27 protein-coding genes and 1 pseudogene are annotated in these 24,444 nt (G+C 53.8%); 18 read left to right on the top strand and 10 right to left on the bottom strand.

Annotated elements, in window-relative coordinates; all coding sequences use genetic code 11:
* Positions 1-16: 16 nt before the first annotated feature.
* The 4 genes from HMPREF3107_RS00425 to HMPREF3107_RS00410 all read left to right on the top strand — a co-directional run bounded on the left by HMPREF3107_RS00425 (position 17) and on the right by HMPREF3107_RS00410 (position 5,780).
* Positions 17-1,489, top strand: a complete 1,473-nt coding sequence (locus HMPREF3107_RS00425) for a DUF1176 domain-containing protein (RefSeq protein WP_070451993.1) — start codon at positions 17-19, stop codon at positions 1,487-1,489.
* 150 nt (positions 1,490-1,639) lie between these two features.
* Positions 1,640-3,121 carry a subtype B tannase gene (locus tag HMPREF3107_RS00420; RefSeq protein ID WP_141742790.1) on the top strand — a complete coding sequence of 494 codons (1,482 nt, stop codon included), beginning with the start codon at positions 1,640-1,642 and terminating at the stop codon, positions 3,119-3,121.
* A 440-nt stretch (positions 3,122-3,561) separates the two neighbouring features.
* Positions 3,562-4,539 carry a hypothetical protein gene (locus HMPREF3107_RS00415; RefSeq protein ID WP_246828547.1) on the top strand — a complete coding sequence of 326 codons (978 nt, stop codon included), beginning with the start codon at positions 3,562-3,564 and terminating at the stop codon, positions 4,537-4,539.
* A 161-nt stretch (positions 4,540-4,700) separates the two neighbouring features.
* Complete coding sequence (locus tag HMPREF3107_RS00410; protein WP_070451985.1) at positions 4,701-5,780, top strand: hypothetical protein; 1,080 nt, start codon at positions 4,701-4,703, stop codon at positions 5,778-5,780.
* A 113-nt stretch (positions 5,781-5,893) separates the two neighbouring features.
* Here the strand turns inward: HMPREF3107_RS00410 and HMPREF3107_RS00405 are convergent, their stop codons facing one another.
* A complete protein-coding gene (locus HMPREF3107_RS00405; protein ID WP_070451983.1) occupies positions 5,894-6,361 on the bottom strand; it encodes a hypothetical protein in 468 nt (155 codons plus the stop codon).
* A gap of 189 nt (positions 6,362-6,550) precedes the next feature.
* On the opposite strand from HMPREF3107_RS00405, the gene HMPREF3107_RS00400 reads away from it, so the two are divergent.
* The 5 genes from HMPREF3107_RS00400 to HMPREF3107_RS00380 all read left to right on the top strand — a co-directional run bounded on the left by HMPREF3107_RS00400 (position 6,551) and on the right by HMPREF3107_RS00380 (position 10,124).
* Entirely contained in the window at positions 6,551-6,961 is a 411-nt protein-coding gene (locus tag HMPREF3107_RS00400) for a MarR family winged helix-turn-helix transcriptional regulator (protein WP_070452133.1), read from the top strand.
* A gap of 135 nt (positions 6,962-7,096) precedes the next feature.
* Positions 7,097-7,543, top strand: a complete 447-nt coding sequence (locus HMPREF3107_RS00395) for a tetratricopeptide repeat protein (protein WP_070451980.1) — start codon at positions 7,097-7,099, stop codon at positions 7,541-7,543.
* A gap of 30 nt (positions 7,544-7,573) precedes the next feature.
* The gene (locus HMPREF3107_RS00390; RefSeq protein WP_070451979.1) at positions 7,574-8,554 is read left to right on the top strand and encodes a carboxylesterase family protein; all 981 of its coding nucleotides are present in this window, start codon (positions 7,574-7,576) and stop codon (positions 8,552-8,554) included.
* A gap of 107 nt (positions 8,555-8,661) precedes the next feature.
* The gene (locus tag HMPREF3107_RS00385) at positions 8,662-9,315 is read left to right on the top strand and encodes a class I SAM-dependent methyltransferase (RefSeq protein WP_070451978.1); all 654 of its coding nucleotides are present in this window, start codon (positions 8,662-8,664) and stop codon (positions 9,313-9,315) included.
* Between the two features lie 101 nt (positions 9,316-9,416).
* On the top strand, positions 9,417-10,124 hold the full coding sequence (locus HMPREF3107_RS00380) for an O-methyltransferase (protein WP_070451975.1): 708 nt from the start codon (positions 9,417-9,419) through the stop codon (positions 10,122-10,124).
* Positions 10,125-10,197: 73 nt separating this feature from the next.
* On the opposite strand, the gene HMPREF3107_RS00375 is transcribed toward HMPREF3107_RS00380, so the two are convergent.
* On the bottom strand, positions 10,198-11,049 hold the full coding sequence (locus tag HMPREF3107_RS00375) for an MBL fold metallo-hydrolase (RefSeq protein ID WP_070451972.1): 852 nt from the start codon (positions 11,047-11,049) through the stop codon (positions 10,198-10,200).
* A gap of 97 nt (positions 11,050-11,146) precedes the next feature.
* Here HMPREF3107_RS00375 and HMPREF3107_RS00370 point away from each other — a divergent pair, with 97 nt between their 5' ends.
* From HMPREF3107_RS00370 to katA, 3 genes are all read left to right on the top strand, one after another.
* On the top strand, positions 11,147-12,133 hold the full coding sequence (locus tag HMPREF3107_RS00370) for a GlxA family transcriptional regulator (protein WP_070451969.1): 987 nt from the start codon (positions 11,147-11,149) through the stop codon (positions 12,131-12,133).
* Positions 12,134-12,281: 148 nt separating this feature from the next.
* Positions 12,282-14,189, top strand: coding sequence for an ATP-binding cassette domain-containing protein (locus HMPREF3107_RS00365; protein WP_070451966.1), 1,908 nt, complete (start codon positions 12,282-12,284; stop codon positions 14,187-14,189).
* Positions 14,190-14,533: 344 nt separating this feature from the next.
* Positions 14,534-16,042, top strand: coding sequence for a catalase KatA (gene katA / locus HMPREF3107_RS00360; protein WP_210391346.1), 1,509 nt, complete (start codon positions 14,534-14,536; stop codon positions 16,040-16,042).
* A gap of 356 nt (positions 16,043-16,398) precedes the next feature.
* Here the strand turns inward: katA and HMPREF3107_RS12025 are convergent, their stop codons facing one another.
* Entirely contained in the window at positions 16,399-16,554 is a 156-nt protein-coding gene (locus tag HMPREF3107_RS12025; RefSeq protein WP_168160501.1) for a hypothetical protein, read from the bottom strand.
* Here HMPREF3107_RS12025 and HMPREF3107_RS11200 point away from each other — a divergent pair.
* A pseudogene (locus HMPREF3107_RS11200) lies at positions 16,507-16,689 on the top strand (ABC transporter C-terminal domain-containing protein); the annotation flags it as partial. The gene HMPREF3107_RS12025 and the pseudogene HMPREF3107_RS11200 overlap by 48 nt on opposite strands.
* A gap of 49 nt (positions 16,690-16,738) precedes the next feature.
* Here the strand turns inward: HMPREF3107_RS11200 and HMPREF3107_RS00350 are convergent.
* The 7 genes from HMPREF3107_RS00350 to HMPREF3107_RS00320 all read right to left on the bottom strand — a co-directional run bounded on the left by HMPREF3107_RS00350 (position 16,739) and on the right by HMPREF3107_RS00320 (position 20,667).
* Positions 16,739-17,074: a thioredoxin family protein gene (locus tag HMPREF3107_RS00350; RefSeq protein WP_023887410.1), complete on the bottom strand. Its 336-nt coding sequence runs from the start codon at positions 17,072-17,074 to the stop codon at positions 16,739-16,741.
* 91 nt (positions 17,075-17,165) lie between these two features.
* On the bottom strand, positions 17,166-17,666 hold the full coding sequence (locus tag HMPREF3107_RS00345) for an OsmC family protein (RefSeq protein WP_246828546.1): 501 nt from the start codon (positions 17,664-17,666) through the stop codon (positions 17,166-17,168).
* Between the two features lie 46 nt (positions 17,667-17,712).
* Positions 17,713-18,018, bottom strand: coding sequence for an aldo/keto reductase (locus tag HMPREF3107_RS00340; protein WP_070451957.1), 306 nt, complete (start codon positions 18,016-18,018; stop codon positions 17,713-17,715).
* Positions 18,018-18,596 (bottom strand): NAD(P)H-dependent oxidoreductase, encoded by a 579-nt coding sequence (locus tag HMPREF3107_RS00335; RefSeq protein WP_070451954.1) that lies wholly within the window; start codon positions 18,594-18,596, stop codon positions 18,018-18,020. The genes HMPREF3107_RS00340 and HMPREF3107_RS00335 overlap by 1 nt, the downstream gene beginning before the upstream one ends.
* Positions 18,597-18,645: 49 nt before the next feature.
* Positions 18,646-19,494 carry an aldo/keto reductase gene (locus tag HMPREF3107_RS00330; RefSeq protein WP_070451951.1) on the bottom strand — a complete coding sequence of 283 codons (849 nt, stop codon included), beginning with the start codon at positions 19,492-19,494 and terminating at the stop codon, positions 18,646-18,648.
* A 113-nt stretch (positions 19,495-19,607) separates the two neighbouring features.
* Entirely contained in the window at positions 19,608-20,039 is a 432-nt protein-coding gene (locus HMPREF3107_RS00325; RefSeq protein WP_256364785.1) for a nuclear transport factor 2 family protein, read from the bottom strand.
* 46 nt (positions 20,040-20,085) lie between these two features.
* Positions 20,086-20,667 carry an NAD(P)H-binding protein gene (locus HMPREF3107_RS00320; protein ID WP_070451946.1) on the bottom strand — a complete coding sequence of 194 codons (582 nt, stop codon included), beginning with the start codon at positions 20,665-20,667 and terminating at the stop codon, positions 20,086-20,088.
* 122 nt (positions 20,668-20,789) lie between these two features.
* Between HMPREF3107_RS00320 and HMPREF3107_RS00315 the strand changes: the two genes are divergently transcribed.
* From HMPREF3107_RS00315 to HMPREF3107_RS00295, 5 genes are all read left to right on the top strand, one after another.
* Positions 20,790-21,680 carry a LysR family transcriptional regulator gene (locus HMPREF3107_RS00315; protein WP_070451942.1) on the top strand — a complete coding sequence of 297 codons (891 nt, stop codon included), beginning with the start codon at positions 20,790-20,792 and terminating at the stop codon, positions 21,678-21,680.
* Between the two features lie 292 nt (positions 21,681-21,972).
* Positions 21,973-22,746, top strand: a complete 774-nt coding sequence (ygiD, locus tag HMPREF3107_RS00310) for a 4,5-DOPA-extradiol-dioxygenase (protein ID WP_070452127.1) — start codon at positions 21,973-21,975, stop codon at positions 22,744-22,746.
* A gap of 71 nt (positions 22,747-22,817) precedes the next feature.
* Positions 22,818-23,039 carry a thioredoxin domain-containing protein gene (locus HMPREF3107_RS00305; protein ID WP_210391342.1) on the top strand — a complete coding sequence of 74 codons (222 nt, stop codon included), beginning with the start codon at positions 22,818-22,820 and terminating at the stop codon, positions 23,037-23,039.
* A 208-nt stretch (positions 23,040-23,247) separates the two neighbouring features.
* Positions 23,248-23,613 carry a hypothetical protein gene (locus tag HMPREF3107_RS00300; protein WP_070451939.1) on the top strand — a complete coding sequence of 122 codons (366 nt, stop codon included), beginning with the start codon at positions 23,248-23,250 and terminating at the stop codon, positions 23,611-23,613.
* 84 nt (positions 23,614-23,697) lie between these two features.
* Positions 23,698-24,366 carry a DNA alkylation repair protein gene (locus tag HMPREF3107_RS00295; RefSeq protein ID WP_070451935.1) on the top strand — a complete coding sequence of 223 codons (669 nt, stop codon included), beginning with the start codon at positions 23,698-23,700 and terminating at the stop codon, positions 24,364-24,366.
* Positions 24,367-24,444: the final 78 nt, after the last annotated feature.

Genomic DNA, 24,444 nt, shown 5'->3' with positions numbered 1-24,444 from the left:
TCAAAGAGACCCCATCATGCAAAAAACTATCCTTTTCCTCTCCTGCCTGCTCGCCGCAACCGCCCAAGCCGCGCCAAACTTTCCCGGCCTGCGCACCCAAATGGGCGATTGGGACACCGTTTGCGACAACACCGGCACCTGCCGCGTGGCAGGCTATCACAATGACGATTCGGACAATGACATATCCTTCCTGTTCACCCGCCCCGACGGCAAATGCGACAACACCGGCACCTGCCACGTGGCAGGCTATCACAATGACCGTTCAGACAATGCCGTATCCGTCCTGTTCACTCGCCCTGCCGGCAAAAACGCCGCTACCACCGCGCAGATTCAGATTATCGAAGAATGCGAAACACCCGCCGCCTGCGCCCAAGCCGACAACACCGGCGGCGAACTGTTTTTAAACGGCCAATCGCTGGGCACGGTCGCCTTCGGCAAAGACGACTACACCGCCACACTCAGCCCGAAGCAAACGGAACAACTCATCGCCGCCTTCGCCGAACGTCAGCCGCTGTCGATTTCCGACCGTCAGGGCAAAGTGTGGATAATCCCCGACAATGCCTTTGACCAAGAATGGCTGGCCGAAGGCAAATTCTGGGTGACGTCCGTACAATCGTTTGACTTTCCCCATGACCATGATGAAACCAACAAAAAAAACGCGCTAAAAAATCAAACCGTCGGCTTGTTTGCAAACGGCAGCAAAATCACCGACATCCTCATCGATGAAGACTTCACGCTCGCCACCATTCCTGAAGGCGGCCGCGCCGCCGTCGAAGCCGTGCTGGCGACGGCAAACCGCGTAACCCTGCGTATCGGCGGCAAAGAACGCGAACTGTCCGACGACGGCGCATATACCGCACTGCTCACCGCCGATGCCTATCAAGGACGCGTGGGCGACAACAGCGCGTGGGTGAAAAACGGTGCGACACGGTTTGCCGCCCAAAGCCCCGCTGTGCTGCCGCCCAAAGCCGCGCCCAAAATCCAGGCCGCCCGCGTGCCAGTCGAAACGAAAGGTAGGGAATACGCCGCCGGCACGCCCGAATACCGCAAATTATGGAAGCTTATCCGTAAACCTTACCAAGCCGGCGAATGCACCATGCTGCAAGATTCCAAACGCAACCGCAGCATCACCGTTTATCCCTTAAGCGGCGGCAAAGTGCTAATCGAAACAGGCTGCGAACTGTTTGCCTATAACAGCAACGGCTTTTTCGCCATCGCCGACAGCAAATTCAACCGCCTCTACACCGTATTGGAGGATTCGAGCCTGGGCGGATACGGCGGCTTCGACGTAGACAAGAACGGTACGGCTACACTTTCAGGCAGCCAAAAAGGCCGCGGCTTTGGCGACTGTTGGAGCACGGTTGAATATGTGTGGGACGGCAAAGCCTTCATCAGCAGCAAAAGCGAAAGCGACACGCAGTGCAAAGGCTTTGCCGGCGGCGCGTGGGAGCAGCCCGATTTTGTGGCGGACGTGCTTGCACCGAAATAAACAACAGGCCGTCTGAACAGGCAACCGGCCATGTTTCAGACGGCCTTTAATCCCCTCAGCCCTAAAAACCGATATTCTACCCCCTATCTTGCACCCGCTGCCGCGCAACCCGCAGGCAGCTTTTTTCACAACGCCCGTCAGGAAACCCCTATGAAACTTCAACGCATCCCCGCCCTGCTGCTGGCCGCCGCCCTGGCTGCCCAAGCCGCGCCGCCGCAAAAGGCCGAACTGCCGCGTTATCCTGCGCCGAAAAACCTCGACTTTGCCCACGTTGCAGGCAGCCTGCATACCATCAACGTGAACGGGCAGAGCGTGCAATACCGCGCCTTCGAACACATTGTTTATGTGATGAAGCCTGCCGACACGCGCTACCAAATCATGAACGTGTACATCCCCGAAGCCTATTTCCAAGGCGGTAGCATCAACGGCTTCACCAAAAACACCGCGCCGATTTTCTTTCCGAACAACGTGGGCGGCTACATGCCGGGCAAAGCGTGGCAGCCTGAAACCGATTCGCGCGGCAGCGGCAAGCCCAACGCCATCGCCGTGGCCCTGTTGCAAGGCTATGTGGTCGCCAGCCCCGGCGCGCGCGGCCGCACCGAAGCCAATGGGCGCGCCCCCGCCGCCATTGTCGATTTGAAAGCCGCCGTGCGCTACCTCAAAGCCAACGACGCCAAAATGGCAGGCGATGCGCGCAAAATCATCAGCAACGGCACCAGCGCTGGCGGTGCATTGTCCGCACTGCTCGGTACCAGCGGCAACGCCCGCGAATACGCGCCCTATCTGCGCGCGCTGGGTGCGGCCAACGCCACGGACGACGTGTTCGCCGTGTCCGCCTATTGCCCGATTACCAATCTGGAACACGCCGATGCCGCCTACGAATGGCAGTTCAACGGCGTGAACGACTACGAAAAAATCGACATTTCCATGCTGGACTACCGCGTGCAACGCAAAACCGTCCGCGGCACGCAAACCGCCGAGCAGATACGCCTTTCAGACGGCCTGAAAAACCTGTTCCCCGCCTATGTGAACAGCCTGAAACTGAAAAACGTCCAAGGCGTGCCGATGACGCTGGACAACAACGGCAACGGCAGCTTCAAAGCGCAAATCGAATCCATGCTCGCCCAATCCGCGCAAAAAGCCTTGGACGAAGGCAAAGACCTCTCCGACCAAACCTGGCTGACCATCGAAAACGGCAAAGTCAAAGCCGCCGATTTTTCCGCCTACGCCAAATTTGTCGGTAGACAAAAAACCGCGCCCGCGTTTGACGGCGTGGATTTGTCCACCGGCGAAAACAACCTGTTCGGCGACGCGCAAACCCAAGCCAAACACTTCACCGCGTTCGGTGCGCAAAACAGCACCGTACCGGGCGCGCAAACGGCAGACGCAGCCACCGTCCGCATCATGAACGCCATGAATTTCATCCAACGCGGCGGCACACAGCACTACCGCATCCGCGTCGGCGAAAACGACCGCGACACCTCGCTGGCCATCTCACAACTGCTCGCGCTCAAATTGCAGGCGCATGGCAAAAACGTGGATTACGCCCTGCCCTGGGGACAAGGACACGGCGGCGATTACGATTTGGACGAGCTGTTTGCATGGATGAAGGACGTGAGTACGCGGAAATAGGCCAAGCCCGCATCTGACCGAACAGCTATGCGGAAAACAGCGGATAGAATGGCCCAAGGTGAGACATTCCAGCGGCTGTCTAAAGTAAAGGCCGTCTGAAACGCTCTTTTAGCTTCGCAAAAACTCGGCGTGCTTCAAAAGCTTTGTTTGAACTTTGTTAAAGCTCGCGCTTGCAGACGGCCTTTCGGTTTATTTTTTATTCCGACACAGGGCGGCGGCCAATCACGCAGCCGATTGCCCGACAGCCCTATCCCATCCTGCATAACGCGCTGACAAAAGTGTTAAAATAGCCCGTTTATAGTGTCATAAAACATGTTTGACCAGCGGCTTGAAGCGTTTTGGCTTCGCAGAAACTCCGCTTCCTTCGGATGCTCGGTTTTAACTTCATTGAAGCTGCGCTTTCAGACGGCCTTCAGCCTTTTCTCGAAAGATTGATCGTGATGACCCTCCCCATTCCCACCCCCCAAACCCCGCACGCGCTCTACCGCGCCATGTTCTTCTACATCGTTGCCGCATTCGGCATCGGCTGGTTTCTGCCCGTAAACGGTGTGCTATGGGGCATCCTGCTGGCCACCGCGCTGGTGCTGTATTTGCGCATCCGCGCACTGGCACGCGGCGAAAAACGGCTTTACGACCGATTCCCCGCCAGCAAAAGCGGCATCTCTTTGCTGCAATGGCTTTATCTGCTGATTGCCATTACGGGCATGGTTGTCGCCTTTTACGGCGGCACAGCGGCCTCATACGGCGAATTGCGCGAAGCACGCGGCATTGTGCCCGCCAAACCGTATAGCCAAATCTCCGAATGTTATGCCCAACAGGATGCCAAACAAAAAGACCTGTTCGATTGGATACTGCCCTACAATGCCTGCCGCTATAAAAGCAGCATCAGCTACCTCCCCTTCTCCAACGGCGGTGAAACCCTGCATTTGAGCTGCGCCGCCGACCTGCGCGACGCTTGCGAACTCGCCTACGCCCATGCAGGCAAACCGGCCGTAGTGAAATACAGCGGCTCGCACCTGTATGAAATGCAAGTGGACGGCGTGCCAATCTACCGTTATGCCGAACAAGCCGCCCGATTCAACCGCGAGCGCAAATCCGCCCTGCTGGACGCGCTCATCGCCGTGCCGCTGTTCGCCCTGCCGCTGATGTGGTTCCACCGCCGCTTCGACGACTGGCAGAACGCGCTGGCCGAAGGCGAAACCGTGCCGGATGAAACGCCGCAATGGTGGAAATACACCGTGTTGTGCTGCTGGTATCTGCCGCTTGCCGCCGCCTTGGCATGGGCGGGCATCGGCTGGTGGCGCAACATCGACGAGCCGATTGCCTTGACCATCGGAGTGCTGTTCATCGGCGCGTTGCTGTTTTTCACCCTGCGCGGCGCGTATCGCGTGTTTGTTCCAAAGCAGCCTGCATCCTAAAACGGCTTCACATCAACGGATAGCAATTGTCCACACATCCGCTGACCACATCAGGCCGTCTGAAAGCATGGGCTTCAGCGAAATGAAAACTCCGTTTCCACCAAGAAACGGAGTTTCCGCAAAGTTAAAGCCAAAAAAGCAGCCTGCACAAAGGACACCCCATGCACTACCAATCGCTAACCGCCGCGCTGGAACAATACAGCGGCAGCCTGACCCACCATCCCGCCTCCCCCGACAGCCTCGCCCTGCATATCGACCGTCAAACGCAAGGCTGCCTGAAACTCCACACGCCCGACGGCATCAGCCTCAGCCTGACTTGCCGCGATGAACCCGTGTTCTGGTCGTTCCACAGCCACGATTTATACGACGTTTACCTCGTCCGCAGCTACGCCGAAAGCTGGCAGGCATATCAGCCCGTCGGGCATATCGGCAGCCGCGTAAACGAACATATCGCCCGCCAACCCGCTGCCGAACAAGGCCTGTTGTGGAACAAATTTTTTATCGAACAACTCGCCGCCCACAACGCAGGGCTGCTCGGCATCGGCGAATGGCACTTCGACTACCGCCCCGCCCAAACCCTGCCGCAGCGATGGGGAGAATGCTGGCACGAAACCGCCGTAGGGCAGCCCGAAACCGACGAAAACTACGCCCAATGGCTGTTTTCAGGCAGCCGTTTCGACGCGTTGGACAACGATTTTTATACCCAAGCCGAACGCTTTATCGCCCTGAAAACCCACCACGCCGAAGACGGCCGTCTGAAATATTGGCGCAAACGCGTACGGCAAAACCAACTGCCGCCCGTCTTGGTGTACGAACTCACCGCCCTGTCCGACCGCTGGCCGATTTTAGACGGACACCTGCGCCTCGCCGCCGCGCTCGCCGAAGGGCAACTGCCGCCCCTAATCATCATCCAAGCCACCACCGCCCGACACAGCCCGCAAACCGCCGCCGAACACGAAACCGCAAAAGCCGCCGCCCTGTCGCAATACGAAAAAATCGCCCGGCAAACCGACCACAATCCCCAAGCCTTAAATGCCGTCAGCCAACGCATCGTCCACGCTTTCGATACCCGCCCCTACCTGCTGCACACCACCCGCGCCGCCGCCGACATCACCCCGAAAACCTGGCTGCAACAATTGCAAACCTACGCCGCGCAACACGGTTTCGCCGAAGAATTTGAACGCGTTTGGACAACGGAATCATGGCCGATGAAACGGGTAGCCGCTTTTCAGGTCGTCTGAAACCAAGTTTCAGCGCAGCCAAAAGGCCGTCTGAAAGCTCAAAAACAGCCTGCACTTTAAAAACAAGGTGCAGGCTGCTTTTTATTTCAACGCGCTATTCTGACACTCATTACCTATACATGAAGTGAGGCGGATTTCTGTTTCGGCTTGCGGATAGAAAAACCGTCTTTCATGCTCAAGCCCAGCAGCGTCAGATTGGCAGCGCCTGCAATCAGTTCTATGCTTTGGACGATGTAAAACACGCTGTCAAACTGTCCTGCGGCGGCGCGGCTGTTTAAGAAAAACGCGCAAGGCAGCAAAATCAATACTCCGTTGGCGGCGATAAAGGGCATACGGCGGCGTTTGGCGGCAATCGCGGCATGTTTGCTTTTGCCGCCCATTTTCATGCCCGTTGCGCCTGCGGTTGCCATGCAGGCAATCAACCCGAACAACGCATAAACAATGGTTTGCTTCACGGCGGCGACGGTTTCGTGCGAGCCGAAGAGTTCGCTGAACACGGTACTGATCCAAAACGAGGCGATGAATAAAAATGCGCCTGCCCCTGCGGCGGCGTGGATTTTGCGTAAAGTATTGCGGTTCATTATGGTTTCCTTTGAACATTTGAGAGAGGTCGTCTGAAAGTGTTTAGATAGCAAGCTATCGATTTGCGATAAGTATAGCGTGCTATGGATTAAAATAGCAAGCTATATTTGTGATATAATACGCAACAATTTGATTTTAAAGGAAACAAAGTGAACGAAGTTTTTAAAACTGAATCAGCGGGCTATCTGATGAACCACATTGCCCGCCAATTTGCCATTTTATTGGGCGAAGGTTTGAAGCCTTTGGGCATCGCCCCCGCGCAATTTCCGATATTGCTGGAACTGTGGCAGAAAGATGGTTTGAGCCAACAGGAATTGGTGGAACGCGCCGATTTGAAGCAGGCAACGATTGCCAACACCTTGGCGCGGATGGAGCGCGACGGCCTGATTACGCGCGAACCGAATCCCGATGATGCGCGCAGCCGCCTGATTATGCTGACGGAGCAAGCTCGTGCCTTGCAACAGCAGTCTACGGAAATTGCCAAAGCCATCAACCAAACGGCTTTGTCGGATTTGTCGGCAGACGAAAAAAAGTTGTTTTTGGAAATGGCGGCAAAAATTGTGGCGCGACAGCAAGAGATGATTGCAGGCGCGAAGTGAGGGCCGATGGCGCAACTCGGAATTTTAAAGTGCAGGCTGCTTTTGAGGCCGTCTGAAAGCAGCCTGCACCCCGCCTCTTGCTGTAACCGCATGATATTTCTAAAATCCCCTTTCCTCACTCTTAAAGAAACGCCCATGAAATCCAGACTATCCGCGCTTGCCATCTCCGCCCTTCTCGTCGCCTGTTCTGCCGTTCCGCATCATAACGAACAGGCGAAAGCCCTGCTGGACGAAGGCATCGCCCTGTATCAAAAACAGGATTACCGACATGCCATGCCCTACTTTGAGCAGGCGCAGCAGGCGGGGCATATGAAAGCGCCGCGTTATCTGGGCTTGATGTATCTGAACGGCGAAGGCGTCGCCCAAAATGCGCAAACCGCTTTCGCCTACTTCACGCAGGCAGCCGAAGCGGGCGACATCACGGGGCAATACTGGCTGGGCTATTGCTACGAAAACAGCATTGGCACGGCAAAAGACATGACCCAAGCCGTGCGCTGGTATCAAAAATCCGCCGCACGCGGCGACCATGTTTCCCAGCCCGCCATTGACGCGCTGAACCGCTTGGGCGTAAAAACAAATTAACCGTTTCCCTAAATCTTTCAAGGAGTTTCCATGAAAAAAACCGCCGCCGTCATCGCCGCCGGCCTGCTGCTGGCAGCCTGCACCGCCACACAAAACACCGCTGAGAACAGCCCCGCCGCCCAAAGCGCGCAAAATCCCGCTTGGGACAAACAATACGGCGGCGCGGATAAATCTTACGACAGCCGCCTGCTCGCCCTGCGCGAGCAAATCGCCCCGCGTTTTGAAGTGCTAACCTTCAAAGACCCGCAAACGGGCAAGGAAATGCAGTACAACCTGTACACGCCGAAAAACCTCGAACCCGGCCGCAAATACCCGCTGGTGATGTTCATTGCCGACGCCAGTACCGCAGGCAAAGGCGTGAAAGCCCCGCTGATGCAGGGCTACGGCGGCATCATTTGGGCAACCGACGAAGCGCAGGCAAAACACCCCGCCTTTGTCCTCGTGCCGTCCTACACCGAAACGGCGGTCAACGACCAATGGCAAACCTCAGATGAAGTCGGCATGACCCTGCGCCTCGTCAAAAGCCTGATGACCCAAAAACCGATCGACCCCGACCGCGTTTACACCACAGGTCAATCCATGGGCGGCATGATTTCCTTTTATCTCAACAGCATCGAGCCGAATTTCTTCGCCGCTTCCATGTTCGTCGGCAGCCAATGGGACATCAATGTATTGAAACCGCTGACGCGGGCAAAATTCATCTACACCGTTTCCGCCGCCGACCAGAAGGCATCGGCAGGCATGGCGCAAGTCGGCGAAATGCTGCAACAAAACAAAGTTGCCTACGCCGAAACCGAGTTTTCCGCCAAACTGCCGCAGGCGGAACAAGACGCAAAAGTCCAACAAATGCTCGCCCAAGGCAAACGCATCAACTTCATCCGCTTCACGCCGAATACGGTGATTCCAGAAAACAGCACCCACAAAGGCGCGGAGCATATGTATTCATTTGATTACGCCTATTTGCTCGAACCCGCCCGCGATTGGCTGATGCAGCAGCGGCGCGGAAAGTAAGCCGCCAGCGCAGTTTGCAGGCTACCTGAAACCAAGTGCAGGCTGCTTTTGAGGTCGTCTGAAAACCCAAAAAAGCAGCCTGCACCCCATCAACACAAGGAATCATCATGGAATTATCCGCCGAACAAACCGCCGCCCAACTGCGCTGCCCGCATGACGAAGCCGGAACGGCGTTCGGGCAGGCGATGAACCTGCGCAACCTGACCCAAATCGTCAGCGCGTTCGCCGCCGCCCGCCTGCAAAACGGCGACAACATACTGGAAACCGGCTGCGGCAACGGCGGCCTTTTGGGCTACATCCTGTCGCAGGCGGACGGCCTGCACTACACCGGTCTGGAAATTTCGCCGCTGATGCACGAGCAGGCGCAGGCGTTCAACGCACCGTTTATTGCCGCAGGACAAGCGGATTACCGGCTGTATGACGGCGGCGCGCTGCCCTTTGCCGATGCTGCGTTCCACAAAGCCGTGTCGGTCAATACCGTCTATTTTTGGGACAACGCGCCCTTCATGCTGGCCGAATTCTGCCGCGTACTGAAATCCAGCGGGCGGCTGTGCCTGAATTTCTGCGAAAAAGACTTTATGGCCAAACTGCCGTTCGCGGCACACGGCTTCACACTCTACGATGCCGCCGACATCCACGCCCTGGCTAAAAACCTGCCGCTGCGCTGCATTTTGGAACAACGCAGCCGCGATTGGGCGGTCAGCAAAAGCGGCAAACTGGTTCGGCGCGAATTTGTCGATTTGGCGTTCGAACGCGTATAGCAGCCTGCACCCGCCGTTTGTATAAAACCTAGGTGCAGGCTGCTTTTTTATTTTTCAGGTAGCCTTCCATGCCGTCTGAACGCCCTCGGAAAGGAAAAACCATGCCCAAACCCACCCGACAAGACTTCGCTTTTTTAAACGATGCCAAAACCGAAGCCGTATTGTTCGACCTCTACACCGCCGCCGTACGCCAGATTCCCGGCCTGATATGGCATTTCCTGCCCCAACTGCCCAAACTGCTGGGCAAAGGCAGCGGCTGGACGGGCGAAAACGAAGCCTATTTCGACGACAAATACATCCCCATCGTCCCGCAGCAGGGCGCATTCCTGTATATGCAGGCCTTGGCCAAGGGCGCGAAAAACATCGTCGAATTCGGCACGTCTTACGGCATTTCCACGCTTTATCTGGCCGCAGCGGCCAAGAAAAACGGCGGTCGCGTGATCACCACCGAATACCTGCCGCATAAAGCCGAAGCCGCCCGCCGCCACTTCGCCGCCGCAGGGCTGACCGACCACATCGAACTGCGCGAAGGCGACGCACTGGAAACTTTGCAAGACATCCCCGGCGGCATCGATTTCGTGCTGCTCGACGGCTGGCCGAACTTGGTTTACCCCGTGTTCAAACTGCTCGAACCCAAACTCGCCCCGCGCGCCGCCATCGCTGTGGACGACGTGGAAGGCTACACCCCCGCCATGCAGGATTATCTGGACTACGTCCGCAATCCCGCCAACGGCTACGTTTCCGCCACCTTAAAGCCGCATAAGGCCTTGGAATACAGCGTGAAAACAGGCGAGGTGGCTGCCGCTTGAGGCCGTCTGAAAGCCAAAAGCAGCCTGCACTTTGAAAACAAGGTGCAGGCTGCTTGGGGTAATGTGTCGTTTATCAATCCAGTTTCAGGATTTCTCCGTCTTCTGGAACGTTCACACGGCTTTCAATGCCTTGACCGCGTATAAATTTACGCATATCGGCGCGGCTGACGGCGGTATGATTCACGGTATCCATGTGTACGGTGATGATTTTGGCTTTAGGCATGACTTGGCTGGCTTTTAATACATCAGCCGTCCCCATAATAATGCCGTCTGAAATGCCTGAAATCAGCGCGTAGCCCGTGTTCATAATCAGATAATCGGGTTTGTAGCGGTTCAATGCTTTGTTTACATCTGCCGTCCACACAGTATCACCCATAATATAAGCGGTTTTGTGTCCGCTGCTTTGGAATACTACACCCATTGCATCGCCTAAGATTTCGGCTAACTGAGGGTTGGCATACATGGCTTCTGTACCGTGTACGCCGCCGGTTTTGCTGATGGTTACGCCGTTGAAGACAGTGCTGCCGTTCAACACGCGTACATCAGTAAAGCCTTGGCTGCGGATTTTTGCCGCGTCGGCTTGGTGCTGCACATATACGGGCAGGTTTTTCGGAATGGAACGTGCGGCGGTTTCGTCCCAATGGTCTTCGTGAGTATGGGTAACGATAACTGCATCCACACCGTCCAAAATTTTATTCACGCTCATCGGTAGTCCGACCAGCGGCATTTTGGCTTGGTTATTGAACGTGCCGGCAAAGCCGTTCATGGAATGCTTGGGGGCGAAAAACGGGTCAATCAAAAACGTCTGCCCCGCATATTCGACCTTGGCGGTAGCGTTACGGATATGTTGGTATGAATCGTCTGCCCAAGCGGAAAAGGCTGTCGCGCCCAAAACAGTGGCAAGAATAAATTGCTTGAATTTCATGATGTTGCTCCTTAAAAAATCATGGAGCGTATTTTAAGCAGCAAGTGCATCGGTTAAAATAGGCAATATTGCCAATAAACGCAAGGATAGTGACAAAATGTCGTCTGAAAACGAGCGTAACGAGTTTCGCCAAAATCAAGCTGTCCCCAAAATCGTGCTATATGCTCAATCGGGCATGAATGATTTTGTCTTCAACATTCCCTTTTCTGTTTTTCAGACGACCTATCGGAACCATCCGCTCTTTGACCTGAAAATCTGTTCCGATGACAGCAAAGACGTCATCACGGCACTGGGCGCAAGCATTCCCGTACACGGCGGCTTGGATTTGATGGAAGAAGCCGACATCATCGTCATCGCAGGCTGGCGCAATATTGAAGAAGCCCCGACACCCGAGTTGAGCGCACATTTACAGAAAGCAGTACAACGTGGTGCGCATATCACCGCCCTATGTTACGGCACTTACGCCCTTGCCTACACAGGACTTTTAGACGGCAGAACCGCCGCCACCCACTGGCTAGCTGAAGACGACTTTGTTCGCCGTTTCCCTAAAATTCATCTGGATACCAACCGCCTATATGCGGAAGACGGCAACTTTTTAACATCGGCAGGTGCGGCGGGCGGGCTGGATTGCTGCCTGTACCTCATCCGCAAAATCCACGGTGCAACCGTTGCCAACGACCTTGCCCGTACCTTGGTTGCGGCACCACACCGCGAAGGCGGGCAGGCACAGTTTATCCACCGACCTGTCGAACGTCGTACCGCCGATGACAAAATCAATCACTTATTGGACGAACTGCGCCAAAACCTTGCCACCCCATACCGCTTGGACGACTTGGCAAAAAAATTAGCTGTTTCCCGCCGAACCTTTATCCGCCATTTTTCTCAAGCCACAGGCATGAATTTCGGTGAGTGGCTCACAACAGAGCGGCTATGGCAGGTACAGGATTTATTGGAAAATACGGATTTGCCGATAGAACGCATCGCCGAACAAAGCGGCTTCGGCAGCGCGGCAAACCTACGTTTGCAGTTCAAAGCCAAATTTAAAATCAATCCGAATGCCTGGCGGAAAGTATTTGGCAGATAGCTAAACACAATACCCCCTCCACGTGCAGGCTGCTTTTGAAGGCCGTCTGAAACCCCAAAAAACCAGTACCGCGGGCACGCACATCGGTTCGCCGAATCGCAGATTCGGACCGATGGCAGCCTGAACCCCAACAAAACAAGGACTTACCATGACCATCCTCCAAGCCGAAAACCTATCCTTTGCCTTCGGGCACGTCGCGCTGCTCGACAAAGCGTCTTTCCAACTGGCCGCAGGCGACAAAGTCGGCCTGATCGGGCGCAACGGCGCGGGCAAATCCAGCCTGCTGAAAATCCTCGCCGGCGTGCAGAAGCCCGACGACGGCCAGCTCATCCTGCAAAACGGGCTGAAAACCGTGTATGTGCCGCAGGAGAGCTTTTTCGACGGCGCGGCCACCGTGTTCGACATTGTGTCCGAAGGGCTGGGCAGCCTGCGCGACGTGCTGCGGCGTTACCACGAGATCGGCCGCGAGCTGGCGAACGGGCAAAACGACAGCCTTATCAAAGAATTGAACGAACTGCAAAACCAAATCGAAGCGCAAAACGGTTGGCAGTTCGATGCGCTGGTGAGCCAGACCATCGGCGAGCTGGGGCTGCCTGAAAACGAAAAAATAGCCAATTTGTCCGGCGGGCAGAAAAAGCGCGTCGCGCTGGCGCAGGCGTGGGTGCAGAAGCCCGACATCCTGCTGCTGGACGAGCCAACCAACCATTTGGACATCGACGCGATTTTGTGGCTGGAAAACCTGCTGAAAAACTTTTCAGGCAGCCTGATTGTGATTACCCACGACCGCCGTTTTTTGGACAATGTGGCCAACCGCATCGTCGAACTCGACCGAGGCAGCCTGCGCTCCTATCCCGGTTCGTTCGCCAAATACAGCGAGAAAAAGGCGGAAGAACTGGCCGTGGAAGCCGAACACAACCGCCTGTTCAACAAATTCCACGCGCAGGAAGAGGCGTGGATTCGCAAAGGCATCGAAGCGCGGCGCACGCGCAACGAAGGGCGCGTTAAGCGGTTGGAAGAGTTGCGGAAACAGCGCGCGGCACGGCGCGAACGGCAGGGGCAGGTGTCGTTCAAACTCGATTCGGGCGAGAAAAGCGGCAAAATCGTCGCCGAACTGGAACACGCTTCGTTTGCGTACGACAATAAACTGATTATGAACGACTTTTCCGCCGTGATTCAGCGCGGCGATAAGATTGGACTTATCGGCGCAAACGGCATCGGCAAAACCACGTTTTTGAAGCTGATTTTGGGCGAACTCGCGCCCACAGGCGGCAAAATCCGCCTCGGCAGCAAGCAGGAAGTGGCGTATTTCGACCAATTCCGCAGCGCGCTGAACGAAAACGACACCGTGTTCTACACGCTCGGCCAAGGCAACGATTATGTGGAAATCGGCGGCAAAAAGCGGCACGTGATGGGCTATCTGGAAGACTTCCTGTTCCACCCCGCCCGTGCCCAGTCGCCCGTGTCGTCGCTTTCCGGCGGCGAGCGCAACCGCCTCTTGCTGGCCAAACTGTTCACCCGCCCCGCCAACATTCTGGTGCTGGACGAGCCGACCAACGATTTGGACATCGACACGCAGGAACTGCTGGAAGAACTGCTGCGCGACTACGCCGGCACCGTGTTCCTCGTCAGCCACGACCGCATGTTTTTGGACAACGTGATTACGCAGAGCATTGTATTTGAAGGAGAAGGCCGTCTGAAAGAATACATCGGCGGCTATCAGGACTATGCCGATGCCAAAGCGCGCGAAGAGAAAGTGCAGGCTGCCTCCGCCCCCGCCGCCAAGCCCGAAAGGCCGTCTGAAAAAGACAAACCCAAGCCCAACCGCACGGCCAAGCTGTCGTACAAAGAACAGCGCGAACTCGACGCCCTGCCCGACGAAATCGCCGCGCTGGAAGCCGAACAGGTCGATTTGAACGCCCAGCTTTCCGACCCCGAAATCTTCAAAGACTACGAAAAAGCCGGCAGCCTGCAAGCGCGCGCGGAGGAAATCGAAACGCTGCTGCTGGAAAAATTGGAGCGGTGGGAGATGCTGGAAGGGAAGCAGAGCGGGGGGTGATTTGGGTTTCAGGCAGCCTGATGGATTTTACTGGTTTCGGCAATCGAGCAGTTCTGCATATCAACATTTAACAAACGGATAGGCATAACAGCCATAATAAGATTTTAAACAATTCAGATGGGGAAATGGTTGAAATTCATCCGTAATGCGTTGGCGTTGATTATTTACATTGAATTTAATTTTTAACAGTATTATTATGAAAAGACACGTGAATACATTTGCCCGAAACGTTCCATGTAGAAACGGCAAGGATATCAATTGCGGTTATACGCACCGAAAATTTGCCGATATCGCATCATCGGAAATGGAAACACAATCCACAATCAACATATAAGGAGCTTAATATGAAAAAATGCCCGGTAACCCACCTGACTATGGGCAACGGCGCACCCGTTGCCGACAACCAAAACAGCTTGACCGCAGGTCCGCGCGGTCCGTTGCTGTCTCAGGATTTGTGGCTGAATGAAAAACTCGGCGATTTCGTGCGCGAAGTGATTCCCGAGCGCCGCATGCACGCCAAAGGTTCGGGCGCGTTCGGTACGTTCACCGTGACGCACGACATCACGAAATATACCCGTGCCAAAATCTTCAGCGAAGTCGGCAAGAAAACCGAGATGTTCGCCCGTTTCACCGCCGTGGCAGCAGAGAGAGGCGGTGCCGATGCCGAACGCGATGTCCGCGGCTTTGCGTTGAAGTTCTATACCGAAGAAGGCAACTGGGATATGGTCGGTAATAACACGCCCGTCTTCTTCATGCGCGACCCGCGTAAATTCCCCGACCTGAACAAAGCCGTCAAACGCGACCCGCGCACCAATATGCGCTCCGCAAAAAACAACTGGGACTTCTGGACGCTGCTGCCCGAAGCCCTGCACCAAGTCACTATCATCATGAGCGACCGCGGCATCCCCGCCAGCTACCGCCATATGCACGGTTTCGGTTCGCATACCTACAGCTTCTGGAATGAAGCGGGCGAGCGTTTCTGGGTGAAATTCCACTTCCGCACCCAACAAGGCATTAAAAACCTGACTGACGATGAAGCCGCGAAAATCATCGGAGACGACCGCGACAGCCACCAATGCGACCTGTACGAAGCCATCGAACGCGGCGAGTTTCCGAAATGGACGATGTTCATCCAAGTCATGCCTGAAGCCGATGCGGAAAAAGTGCCGTATCATCCTTTCGACCTGACCAAAGTTTGGCCGAAAAAAGACTATCCGCTGATTGAAGTGGGCGAATTCGAGTTGAACCGCAATCCCGAAAACTTCTTCGCCGATGTGGAACAATCCGCTTTTGCACCGAGCAACTTGGTTCCCGGCATCGGCGCCAGCCCTGACAAAATGCTGCAAGCCCGTCTGTTCAATTACGCCGATGCGCAACGCTACCGTTTGGGTGTGAACTTCCGCCAAATCCCCGTTAACCGCCCGCGTTGCCCCGTACACAGCAACCAGCGCGACGGGCTAGGACGCGTCGACGGCAACTACGGCAGCCTGCCGCACTATGAACCCAACAGCTTCGGCCAATGGCAGGAGCAGCCCGACTTCGCCGAGCCTCCTTTGAAAATCAACGACGACGCAGCGCACTGGGACTACCGTCAAGACGATGACGACTACTTCAGCCAACCGCGCGCCTTGTTTAACCTGATGAACGATGCGCAGAAACAGGCTTTGTTCGACAACACCGCCGCCGCAATGGACGATGCACCCGACTTCATCAAATACCGCCACATCCGCAACTGCCACCGTTGCGACCCCGCCTACGGCGAAGGCGTGGCAAAAGCCTTGGGGCTGACCGTCGAAGATGCGAAAGCCGCCCGCGCAACCGACCCTGCATTGGGACAGCCCGGTCTGCTGTGATTAGATGTCAATAGCCAGCCCGATAGGTACATACGGCGGCTAGCCAATCCGTTTGCGGTTCCAACCCTGTAAACTGACCGTGCTGAAAAAGCAGCCTGCACTTTGAAAATTGGAGTGCAGGCTGCTTTTTTCACTTAGTTGAAACGCCGCTTTCAGGCTGCATCAAATAACCGAAAGGCCGTCTGAAAGGCTACCTGAAAAATAGAAAGCAGCCTGCACCTCAATCAACAAAGTGCAGGCTGCTTTGTATAGTCGATTAAAATTGCAATGATACGGCTTGGCTCGCCTTAACGTACTACCTGTACGCTTGCGGCTCGCCGCCTTGTCTCATTTTTATTTTAATCGACTATATTTTTCTATTTCCGCTTTTCCATCACCATACGCGACATTTTTAACACGGTTTTGCGCGGCGGCAGCGGCATTACCCAATCTGATGCAAATATCAATTTGGCTTCGTTAAATGCGACGAAATCGCCGCGCTGGAAGCCGAACAGGCCGAGCTGAACGCGCAACTTTTCGACCCCGAAATCTTCAAAGACTACGAAAAAGCCGGCAGCCTGCAAGCGCGCGCGGAGGAAATCGAAACGCTGCTGCTGGAAAAATTGGAGCGGTGGGAGATGTTGGAAGGGAAGCAGAACGGGGGGTGATTTAGGTTTCAGGTAGCCTGATAGGGCGTCTGAAACATTGATAGACCGGTTACTGATGTCCGCTTTCTGCTACTTTTGTCCATTTTGCCAATGTCTGCTTCATCTGTGCCTGAGGGATGAAGCGGGCCATCCGTTCTACTTCCTTGCCTTGATAAAACAGCAGCCATGCAGGTGCGGTCAGCACGTGGAAACGTCCGGCCATTTCGGGTATTTCAGCAATATCGGCTTTTACAGCATACACATTTCCTTCCACCGCCAAAGCTGAGTCAAGCTGGGCGGCCACGACCGTACAAACACCGCAGATTGGGGCTTTGATGTACAGTGATACTAAAGGGTGTGTGGCGATGGCCTGTTCGATGTCTTTCAGAGTGTGCAGTTGTTGCATGTCATGTACTCCTTTGAGCGATTAAGCCCTTTTCTAGTTGTCCAGAAAAGGGCTTTTAACGAAATGAAAACAAGAAAACGTTTTGAGTCGTCTAGATTTTTTCCACAACCACTTTTGCCCGCGCTTTCAGGCTGTTCAACACTGGCGAGGTGGCGGCGGAGCGATCGGCGAAATTTTGCAGGGTAGGAAGGTCGGCGTCGGCTTTTACTTTTACGGTTAGCACCAGATTATCCAGTCCGCCGTAGCCATCTTCCATGCCGCACAGTTTGGCCATGTCGATACCGCCCCTTGCGGATATTTCAAACTGTTCCAGTTTCACGCCTGCCTGTGCTGCTCGCAACTCGAAACCTATGGAGCAGCAGCCTGCAGCAGCACCGATCAGGTATTCCATCGGACTTGGGGCGGCGTTTTCACCGCCCATGTTTTTCGGTTCGTCTGTGGTAAAGGCAGGGAAGCGGCGCACGGAGATTTCGTTCTTTGTGCCGGATACCCAGCGCGAATCGGCGCGTAATGCTGCCTTGCCTTTTGTATGGTCGTTTTCAATCGCTGCCATGGTAGTTCGGAAACGTTCGATATCTAACCCGTTAATCATGTTTTGTCCTTTCATATAATGAATTGCAGATGGTTTTTCGCTACACTTACACGCCCATTTTCCACGCGGAGATGCGCTTCAAATTATCCACCGTGTCGTGATTGACGATGGCGGCGAACGTGCCGTCCAGTTTGGCAATTTCGGCTTTGTCTTCATCGCTGAGAGCAAAATCAAAGACATTCAGGTTTTCCGCCATACGTTCGGGTTTGGTGGATTTTGCCAACACGATGATGTCGCGTTCCACCAGCCAGCGGGTAATCACTTGCGCCACGGATTTGCCATATTTCGTACCAATTAGCGACTGACAAAATGGTGGGCAAAAGCCCACCGCTTCAAGTTGATGTTTTATCATTAACCGAACACTTTTTTCAAGTGTACTTGATAGTCTGCGAAGTATTGTTCTACTTGTGGATTTTTAACTACATCGTTACATGTAAATGTCGGTAGACGGGTCAAACCGATGAACTCGTTGAGTTTGTGGAAAGGCATGTACACAGCATCCACATCTTTGCCTTCAAAGAAGTCGCCTTCACGGGTGAACGCTTCAATCGGCGCATTCCAAGTAAGCGAAAGCATGTGTTTTTTGCCTTGCAACAAACCACCTGTACCGAAGCCTTCAGTTGGACTAACACGATGACGGCCATCACTGTGGTAAAGCTTGCCGTGTCCAGCGATAAATACTTCGTCTATGTATTTCTTCACTGTCCAAGGCTCGTGCATCCACCAAACAGGCATCTGCCAAATCACGGCATCCATCCACAAGAATTTTTCGATTTCTGCCTCAACATCATAGCCAGTATCAATCACAGTTTCTTTTACATTGTGTCCAAGTGCGGTCAAAACTTCTTTTGCTTTTTTGTGAAGCGTGTTGTTTAACTCACCATGCGAATGGCCGAATTCTTTACCACCGTTTAATAATAAAATGTTCATTTTTATTCCTAGAATAAATAATTTATAAAAAAGGATGTGATGTTTGCGGTTATTGTCCCGTTTTCCATGAAGCGATACGTTTCAAATTATCCACCGTGTCGTGATTGACGATGGCGGCGAACGTGCCGTCCAGTTTGGCAATTTCTGCTTTGTCTTCATCACTGAGGGCAAAGTCAAAGATGTTCAAGTTCTCCGCCATGCGTTCGGGTTTGGTGGATTTTGCCAATACAATGATGCCACGTTCCACCAGCCAGCGGGTAATCACTTGTGCCACAGATTTGCCATATTTCGTGCCGATTTTGCTTAATACGGGATTGTGGAAAATATCGTTTTTGCCTTCGGCAAACGGTGCCCATGCTTCCACGGCGATGCCTTCAGCCTGCAAAGCGGCAACGGCTTCGGTTTTTTGTTGGAACGGATTGATTTCAATCTGATTAGCCTGCGGCATCACTTTATTGAATAGTCCCAAATCCACCACGCGCACGGGCGAAAAATTGCTCACGCCGATGGCGCGGATTTTGCCGGCTGCCTGATATTCTTCCAGCGCGCGCCATGTGCCGTAACTGTCGCCGTAAGGCTGATGAATCAGCACCATATCGATGTAATCCAAATTCAGACGGCCCAATGAACGATCCAACGAGGCTTTGGCGGCTTCGTAGCCGAAATTTTCTACCCAAATTTTGGTGGTAACGAACAATTCTTCGCGCGCCACGCCGCTGTTTTTAATTCCCAAACCGACTTCGGTTTCATTCATATAAACCTGCGCGGTGTCGATGTGACGATAGCCTGCCTTGATGGCGGCAATCACGGCCTGTTCGGTTTCTGCGGGCGGAATTTGGAATACGCCGAAACCAAGTGCAGGAATTTGTACGCCGTTATTTAATGTGATGTTTTGCATGATATTGTCTCCTGTTTGTTCTCGTAAAAGTGCGGTTATTTTAGATCACGTTTTTATTGCGATAAATTAGGGATAGATTGATGATGTCATGAATTAAATTCAGCAATCTGTCGTTAGGCAATTTTGCCAAGTTCACGACTATCACTAATCATGAAGTTGGCAATGCGGCGTTGAATCAACCATTTGCCCTCTTCTTTAACATAAGTGTCGTTGTAGCGTACATAATGGTTATGCACCATTTCCTTGCCATCTTTTTCTTCGGTCAACACCACATGGCAATAGTTGATGCCTTCGGCGCGGCTATCACTTAGCGAGTGAATGGTCAGTTGTCCGTTTAAATGGTAAACACGTTTGAAATTGGCAAGGAAGTCGGTGAATACGTCCACGATTTCCGCACGGTTTTTCAAATCGGCAAACAGTTCGCCGCCAATGTAGGTGGTGACATGCCCGTCCTCAGTAAATAAGGGGCCTTGTGCTGCCACGTCTTTTATATCTGCTAAATTGGAGAACGTATCGACCAATTCTTTAATAGCTTGTTTTTCAATTAAAGTTTCGATTGGGGTTATTTTTGAGTTTCCTTGCGTTTATTGGTTAGATTCTGCCTATACCTAAACTTTCCCGAATGGAAAATTCGGGGCGTTCAATCAGTTTGGCGATTAAATGGGCAATGCTACGTTTAGAAACCTGTCTGCCCTGAAATGGTTCGCCTTTACGGGTGAGTTGGTAATCGATTTCATGGCCGTCTGTAAACCATGCAGGGCGGATAATGGTGTAATCCAAGCGACTGTTTTCCACCACCTGCGCCGAACGGCGGTAAGGCTCTAAAATTGCTCCGTGGTCTTCACCTGTTTCGCCATAAATACCCATCGAACTAATCCAAATCAGTCTTTTTACGTTGGTACGGTTCATTGCTTGCACAATATTTTCCGCCATTGCTTCAAGATTTCCCGCAAGGTTGGCATACACCAAATCTTGCCCCTGCATTAAGCTTTCCAGTTGAGGCAAATCCATCACATCAGCCTGCACCACATTTACCCGCTCATTGGCGAAGGTTTGCAGGCGGCGGATGTTGCGTGATACCAGCGTGAGTATAAGTTCAGGGGTTTCCAGTAAGACCGGAATCACCGTTTGAGCCAAACCGCCATTTGCCCCCAGAATCAGGATGTTTTTCATTTCATTCTCCTTAGCGTTTCAAAGTGCGGTCATTTTATGATTTGTTTTTATTGAAATAAATTAGGTTTGGTTTTATGATGTCGTGAATTAAATTCACTAATCAGCTAAAACGGGGCAGGAAAATGCAGAACTTTAACGAGCTGAATTATTTTTTGACACTCGCACAAACTCAGAGTTTTGTGAAGGCGGGACAGCTTTTGGGGATTTCTTCTTCGGCGTTGAGCCACAGCATGAAAAATTTAGAAACGCGGCTAAATTTGCGCCTGTTCAACCGCACTACGCGCAATGTGTCGCTGACCGAAGCGGGACAGCAGCTTTTCGACCAACTTTCTCCGCTTTATCAGTCGATTAACCACGAAGTCGATGCGTTAAATGACTTTTTGAATACACCATCGGGGCTGATTCGTATCAATGCTCCGACGCTGGCAGCGGAAGCGGTGTTGTACCCGAAATTAAAGCCGATTTTGAACCAATACCCGAAAATCCGCTTGGAAATCGTGGTGGACGACCGCTGGGCAGACATTGTGAAAGAAGGGTTTGATATGGGCGTTCGATTAGGCAACGAGGTAGCGAAAGAAATGATTGCCGTGCCGATTTCCGCACCGCTCAAAATGGCGTTGGTTGCCTCGCCCGATTATTTGGCGCAACACGGTTCGCCGAAAAATATTGACGATTTGCAGCAGCACCGCCTCATCGGCACAAAGCTCTCCGCCGAACACGGCACGGTGATGCAATGGGAATTCAAATACAAAAAAGAGCTGATTACATTCACGCCTAAATCGCAGTTTTCCATCAACAACCATCTACGCCTGCAAGCCGTTTCAGACGGCCTCGGCATCGCGTGGGTGGCACATATGAGCGTGGCGGATGCACTCAATTCGGGGCACCTGGTCGAGCTGTTGCCTGAGTATGCTATGACTTACGAACCGCTTTATCTCTATTACCCCAGCCGCCGCGGGCATTCGAATGTGTTTAAGTTGATTGTGGATGCGCTGCGGGTGGAGGTCGTCTGAAAACGCAGCTTCAACGAAATTTCTGTAAGAAAGCTGAGTTTCCGCGAAGCTGAAACACAAAAAAGCAGCCTGCACTCATACAAACAAGGGTGCAGGCTGCTTTTCATACACCAACCACACCATCATCCATACTTTCAGGCAACCTTTAAACAACAAAAATAAAACATAAAAGCCAAAAACCGCCCAATGATTTCTTATTAAGAAAATATATTCTTCCCCAAACGGGATGGTCCGCGCAAAAGTTTCCCGTAAAATCATCCGCTTCAAAACGAAAATCGAATTGGGAAACACCATGAACAAAATGCCCGTACTGTTTGTCGGACACGGCAGCCCGATGAACGCGCTGGACGCGGAAAACCCGTTCAACCAAGGCTTCCGCCGCATTGCGCAGAAATTTGCCAAACCGAAAGCCATTCTGATGATTTCTGCGCACTGGTACGGCAACCGTTTGCAGGTAACGTCCGGCGAACGTCCTGAAATGATTTACGATTTTTACGGCTTCCCCGCAGCACTCAGCCAAGTGCAATATCCCGCGCCCGGCTCGCCCGAACTGGCGGGGCAGGTGCGCTCGCTGTTGCAGCCTGAAAATGTGGAAACGAACCCGGAACGCGGCTTCGACCACGGTGCGTGGTCGGTGCTGAAACACCTGTATCCCGAAGCCGACATTCCCGTGGTACAGCTCGGATTGAACCTCATGCAGCCTGCACAATGGCATTTCGATTTGGCGAAAAAACTCGCCCCGCTGCGCGAACAGGGCGTGCTGGTGGCCGGCAGCGGCAACATCGTGCACAACCTGCGCGCCATGCGCTGCGAACCCGCCGCAGGCTACGACTGGGCAATAGACTTCCGCAATGCCGTTAACCGCGCCCTTGCCGCGCGGGACAACGACACGCTGGTGCATTACGAACGGCTGGGGGAAGCCACCGCGCTCTCCGTGCTGACCCCCGAACACTACCTGCCGCTGCTCTACACCACTGCGCTGCGCGAACCGCAGGACGATATGGAAATATTCAATGACGAACTCGCCTTCGGCTCAATCAGCATGACTTCCATTTTGATAGGGTAAGAGACCATGACAAAATAACGCGGACCGGAACCCCTGCGCGCCTGCCCAAAAGCCCGCTACGAAGACGCGGCTTGGACACGGCGAAATCGGACGTGTTGGCCGACGTATCGCGACAAATCGGCTGCACGCAGGCAGCAGAAATCCTGACTGAATCCGCCGCCGAAGAAGAAGCCAAGCAGCGCATTGCCGAAGGCGCAAACCTCGCCCGACAATTCGGCGTGAGCGGCGTGCCGTTTGCGGTGCGGCAAACCGAAAGCGGCTGGGCGCAGATTGCTGCGGACAGTTGGCGCTAGATAGGTTTTAGGCGGCTTGGATATGGTTTTCAGGTAGCCTTTTGGCTATTCAGGATGGCCTAAAAATACGAAAAGCAGCCTGCACTTTTGTTTTAAAATGTGCAGGATGCTTTTGCATTACACCCATCCCGTTTTCAGACGGCCTCAGGCTACCTGAAAACTATTTTCTAGCAGCCTGCACCTCACTCCCCACCGAAAGGCCCGAACCATGTGCGATTACTGCGCCGACCTGCGCCCCACCGTCCGCATCCAAACCCCCGATATGCTGTCGCAAATACTGCTGCGCGCCGCCGACCGCCTGGCAGACGGCACGCTGGCCGACATCACCCTCGCCTACGCCAAAGTCCTGCGCATCAGCCCTGACTATGTCGAAACCTTCGCCCGCAGCGGCTACGTCATCGATACCGACCCGCAAGGCAACCGCCGCCTGCACGGCTGGTACGATTTCCTGACCCACTATTTCCAATGCACGCACTGCAACGCCGTGTTCGAGATTGATGCCGAAGCCTACCACGGCAGCGGGGGCGAATGGAAAATGCTGGAAGTGGCGGCCAAGCGTTTTCAGGCTACTTAAAAACAAAAAAGCTGCCTGCATCCCAATTCAGAACCCTTTCAGACGACCCCAAACCCTGCCATCTCCTTTAAAAAGGAAAAACGTATGGACTACCCCGCCCTGCTCGCCGTCCTGCAACAACACGCCAACCCAGAACGCGCCGTGCCGATGCAGGCATACATGAAACACCGCTTTGCCTATTTCGGCATCGGCAAACCCCAGCTTGCCCGCCTGTGCCGCCCGTTGTTCAAAGACGCCGCCAAACAGCCGGTCGATTGGGATTTTGTGCGCCACTGCTGGGACGACCCACACCGCGAATTGCAATACGCCGCGCTCGAATATCTGAAAAAAATGCAGCGGCACCTGACCCCGCAGGACATCCCGCGTTTGCAAACGCTGATTACCGAAAAATCATGGTGGGACAGCTCCGACGTACTCGACCGCATTGTCGGCGACATCGCCCTGCGCCACCCCGAAGTCAACACCGTCCTATTGGCATGGAGTACGGACGACAACATCTGGCTGCGCCGCGTCGCCATCGACCACCAACTGCTCCGCAAACAACGCACCGACACCGCGCTGCTGGAAAAAATCATCTGCAACAATCTGGGGCAAAAAGAATTTTTCATCAACAAAGCCATCGGCTGGGCATTGCGCGATTACAGCAAAACCAACCCCGAATGGGTGCAAGGCTTTATCGACCGCCACCGGCACAAAATGGCCAAACTGAGCTTGCGCGAAGCGGCGAAATACCTGCCGAGGGAGGCCGTCTGAAAACATGAGCTTTAACGGAGTTAAAACAAGGTTTCTGTAAAACTAAAATGAGACCTTTGCAAAATTCCTTCTCCCTCC

The organism is Neisseria sp. HMSC31F04 (genome assembly GCF_001807735.1).
Taxonomy (GTDB): Bacteria; Pseudomonadota; Gammaproteobacteria; order Burkholderiales; family Neisseriaceae; genus Neisseria; species Neisseria elongata.
Note: the sequence above shows the minus strand (reverse complement) of the source record. Positions and strands in the feature narration are given on the sequence as shown.

What these genes read in the sequence shown, in the direction of transcription:
- HMPREF3107_RS00300 (WP_070451939.1), top strand. Translation starts at nt 23,248, where the DNA reads ATGTGCGATTACTGCGCCGACCTGCGCCCCACCGTCCGCATCCAAACC.
- HMPREF3107_RS00365 (WP_070451966.1), top strand. Translation starts at nt 12,282, where the DNA reads ATGACCATCCTCCAAGCCGAAAACCTATCCTTTGCCTTCGGGCACGTC.
- HMPREF3107_RS00315 (WP_070451942.1), top strand. Translation starts at nt 20,790, where the DNA reads ATGCAGAACTTTAACGAGCTGAATTATTTTTTGACACTCGCACAAACT.
- HMPREF3107_RS00400 (WP_070452133.1), top strand. Translation starts at nt 6,551, where the DNA reads ATGAACCACATTGCCCGCCAATTTGCCATTTTATTGGGCGAAGGTTTG.
- HMPREF3107_RS00395 (WP_070451980.1), top strand. Translation starts at nt 7,097, where the DNA reads ATGAAATCCAGACTATCCGCGCTTGCCATCTCCGCCCTTCTCGTCGCC.
- HMPREF3107_RS00385 (WP_070451978.1), top strand. Translation starts at nt 8,662, where the DNA reads ATGGAATTATCCGCCGAACAAACCGCCGCCCAACTGCGCTGCCCGCAT.
- HMPREF3107_RS00335 (WP_070451954.1), bottom strand. Translation starts at nt 18,596, where the DNA reads ATGAACATTTTATTATTAAACGGTGGTAAAGAATTCGGCCATTCGCAT.
- HMPREF3107_RS00330 (WP_070451951.1), bottom strand. Translation starts at nt 19,494, where the DNA reads ATGCAAAACATCACATTAAATAACGGCGTACAAATTCCTGCACTTGGT.
- HMPREF3107_RS00420 (WP_141742790.1), top strand. Translation starts at nt 1,640, where the DNA reads ATGAAACTTCAACGCATCCCCGCCCTGCTGCTGGCCGCCGCCCTGGCT.
- HMPREF3107_RS00415 (WP_246828547.1), top strand. Translation starts at nt 3,562, where the DNA reads ATGACCCTCCCCATTCCCACCCCCCAAACCCCGCACGCGCTCTACCGC.
- HMPREF3107_RS00340 (WP_070451957.1), bottom strand. Translation starts at nt 18,018, where the DNA reads ATGATAAAACATCAACTTGAAGCGGTGGGCTTTTGCCCACCATTTTGT.
- HMPREF3107_RS00345 (WP_246828546.1), bottom strand. Translation starts at nt 17,666, where the DNA reads ATGATTAACGGGTTAGATATCGAACGTTTCCGAACTACCATGGCAGCG.
- HMPREF3107_RS00295 (WP_070451935.1), top strand. Translation starts at nt 23,698, where the DNA reads ATGGACTACCCCGCCCTGCTCGCCGTCCTGCAACAACACGCCAACCCA.
- katA (WP_210391346.1), top strand. Translation starts at nt 14,534, where the DNA reads ATGAAAAAATGCCCGGTAACCCACCTGACTATGGGCAACGGCGCACCC.
- HMPREF3107_RS00375 (WP_070451972.1), bottom strand. Translation starts at nt 11,049, where the DNA reads ATGAAATTCAAGCAATTTATTCTTGCCACTGTTTTGGGCGCGACAGCC.
- HMPREF3107_RS00370 (WP_070451969.1), top strand. Translation starts at nt 11,147, where the DNA reads ATGTCGTCTGAAAACGAGCGTAACGAGTTTCGCCAAAATCAAGCTGTC.
- HMPREF3107_RS00320 (WP_070451946.1), bottom strand. Translation starts at nt 20,667, where the DNA reads ATGAAAAACATCCTGATTCTGGGGGCAAATGGCGGTTTGGCTCAAACG.
- HMPREF3107_RS00350 (WP_023887410.1), bottom strand. Translation starts at nt 17,074, where the DNA reads ATGCAACAACTGCACACTCTGAAAGACATCGAACAGGCCATCGCCACA.
- HMPREF3107_RS00425 (WP_070451993.1), top strand. Translation starts at nt 17, where the DNA reads ATGCAAAAAACTATCCTTTTCCTCTCCTGCCTGCTCGCCGCAACCGCC.
- HMPREF3107_RS00390 (WP_070451979.1), top strand. Translation starts at nt 7,574, where the DNA reads ATGAAAAAAACCGCCGCCGTCATCGCCGCCGGCCTGCTGCTGGCAGCC.
- HMPREF3107_RS00410 (WP_070451985.1), top strand. Translation starts at nt 4,701, where the DNA reads ATGCACTACCAATCGCTAACCGCCGCGCTGGAACAATACAGCGGCAGC.
- HMPREF3107_RS00380 (WP_070451975.1), top strand. Translation starts at nt 9,417, where the DNA reads ATGCCCAAACCCACCCGACAAGACTTCGCTTTTTTAAACGATGCCAAA.
- HMPREF3107_RS00405 (WP_070451983.1), bottom strand. Translation starts at nt 6,361, where the DNA reads ATGAACCGCAATACTTTACGCAAAATCCACGCCGCCGCAGGGGCAGGC.
- ygiD (WP_070452127.1), top strand. Translation starts at nt 21,973, where the DNA reads ATGAACAAAATGCCCGTACTGTTTGTCGGACACGGCAGCCCGATGAAC.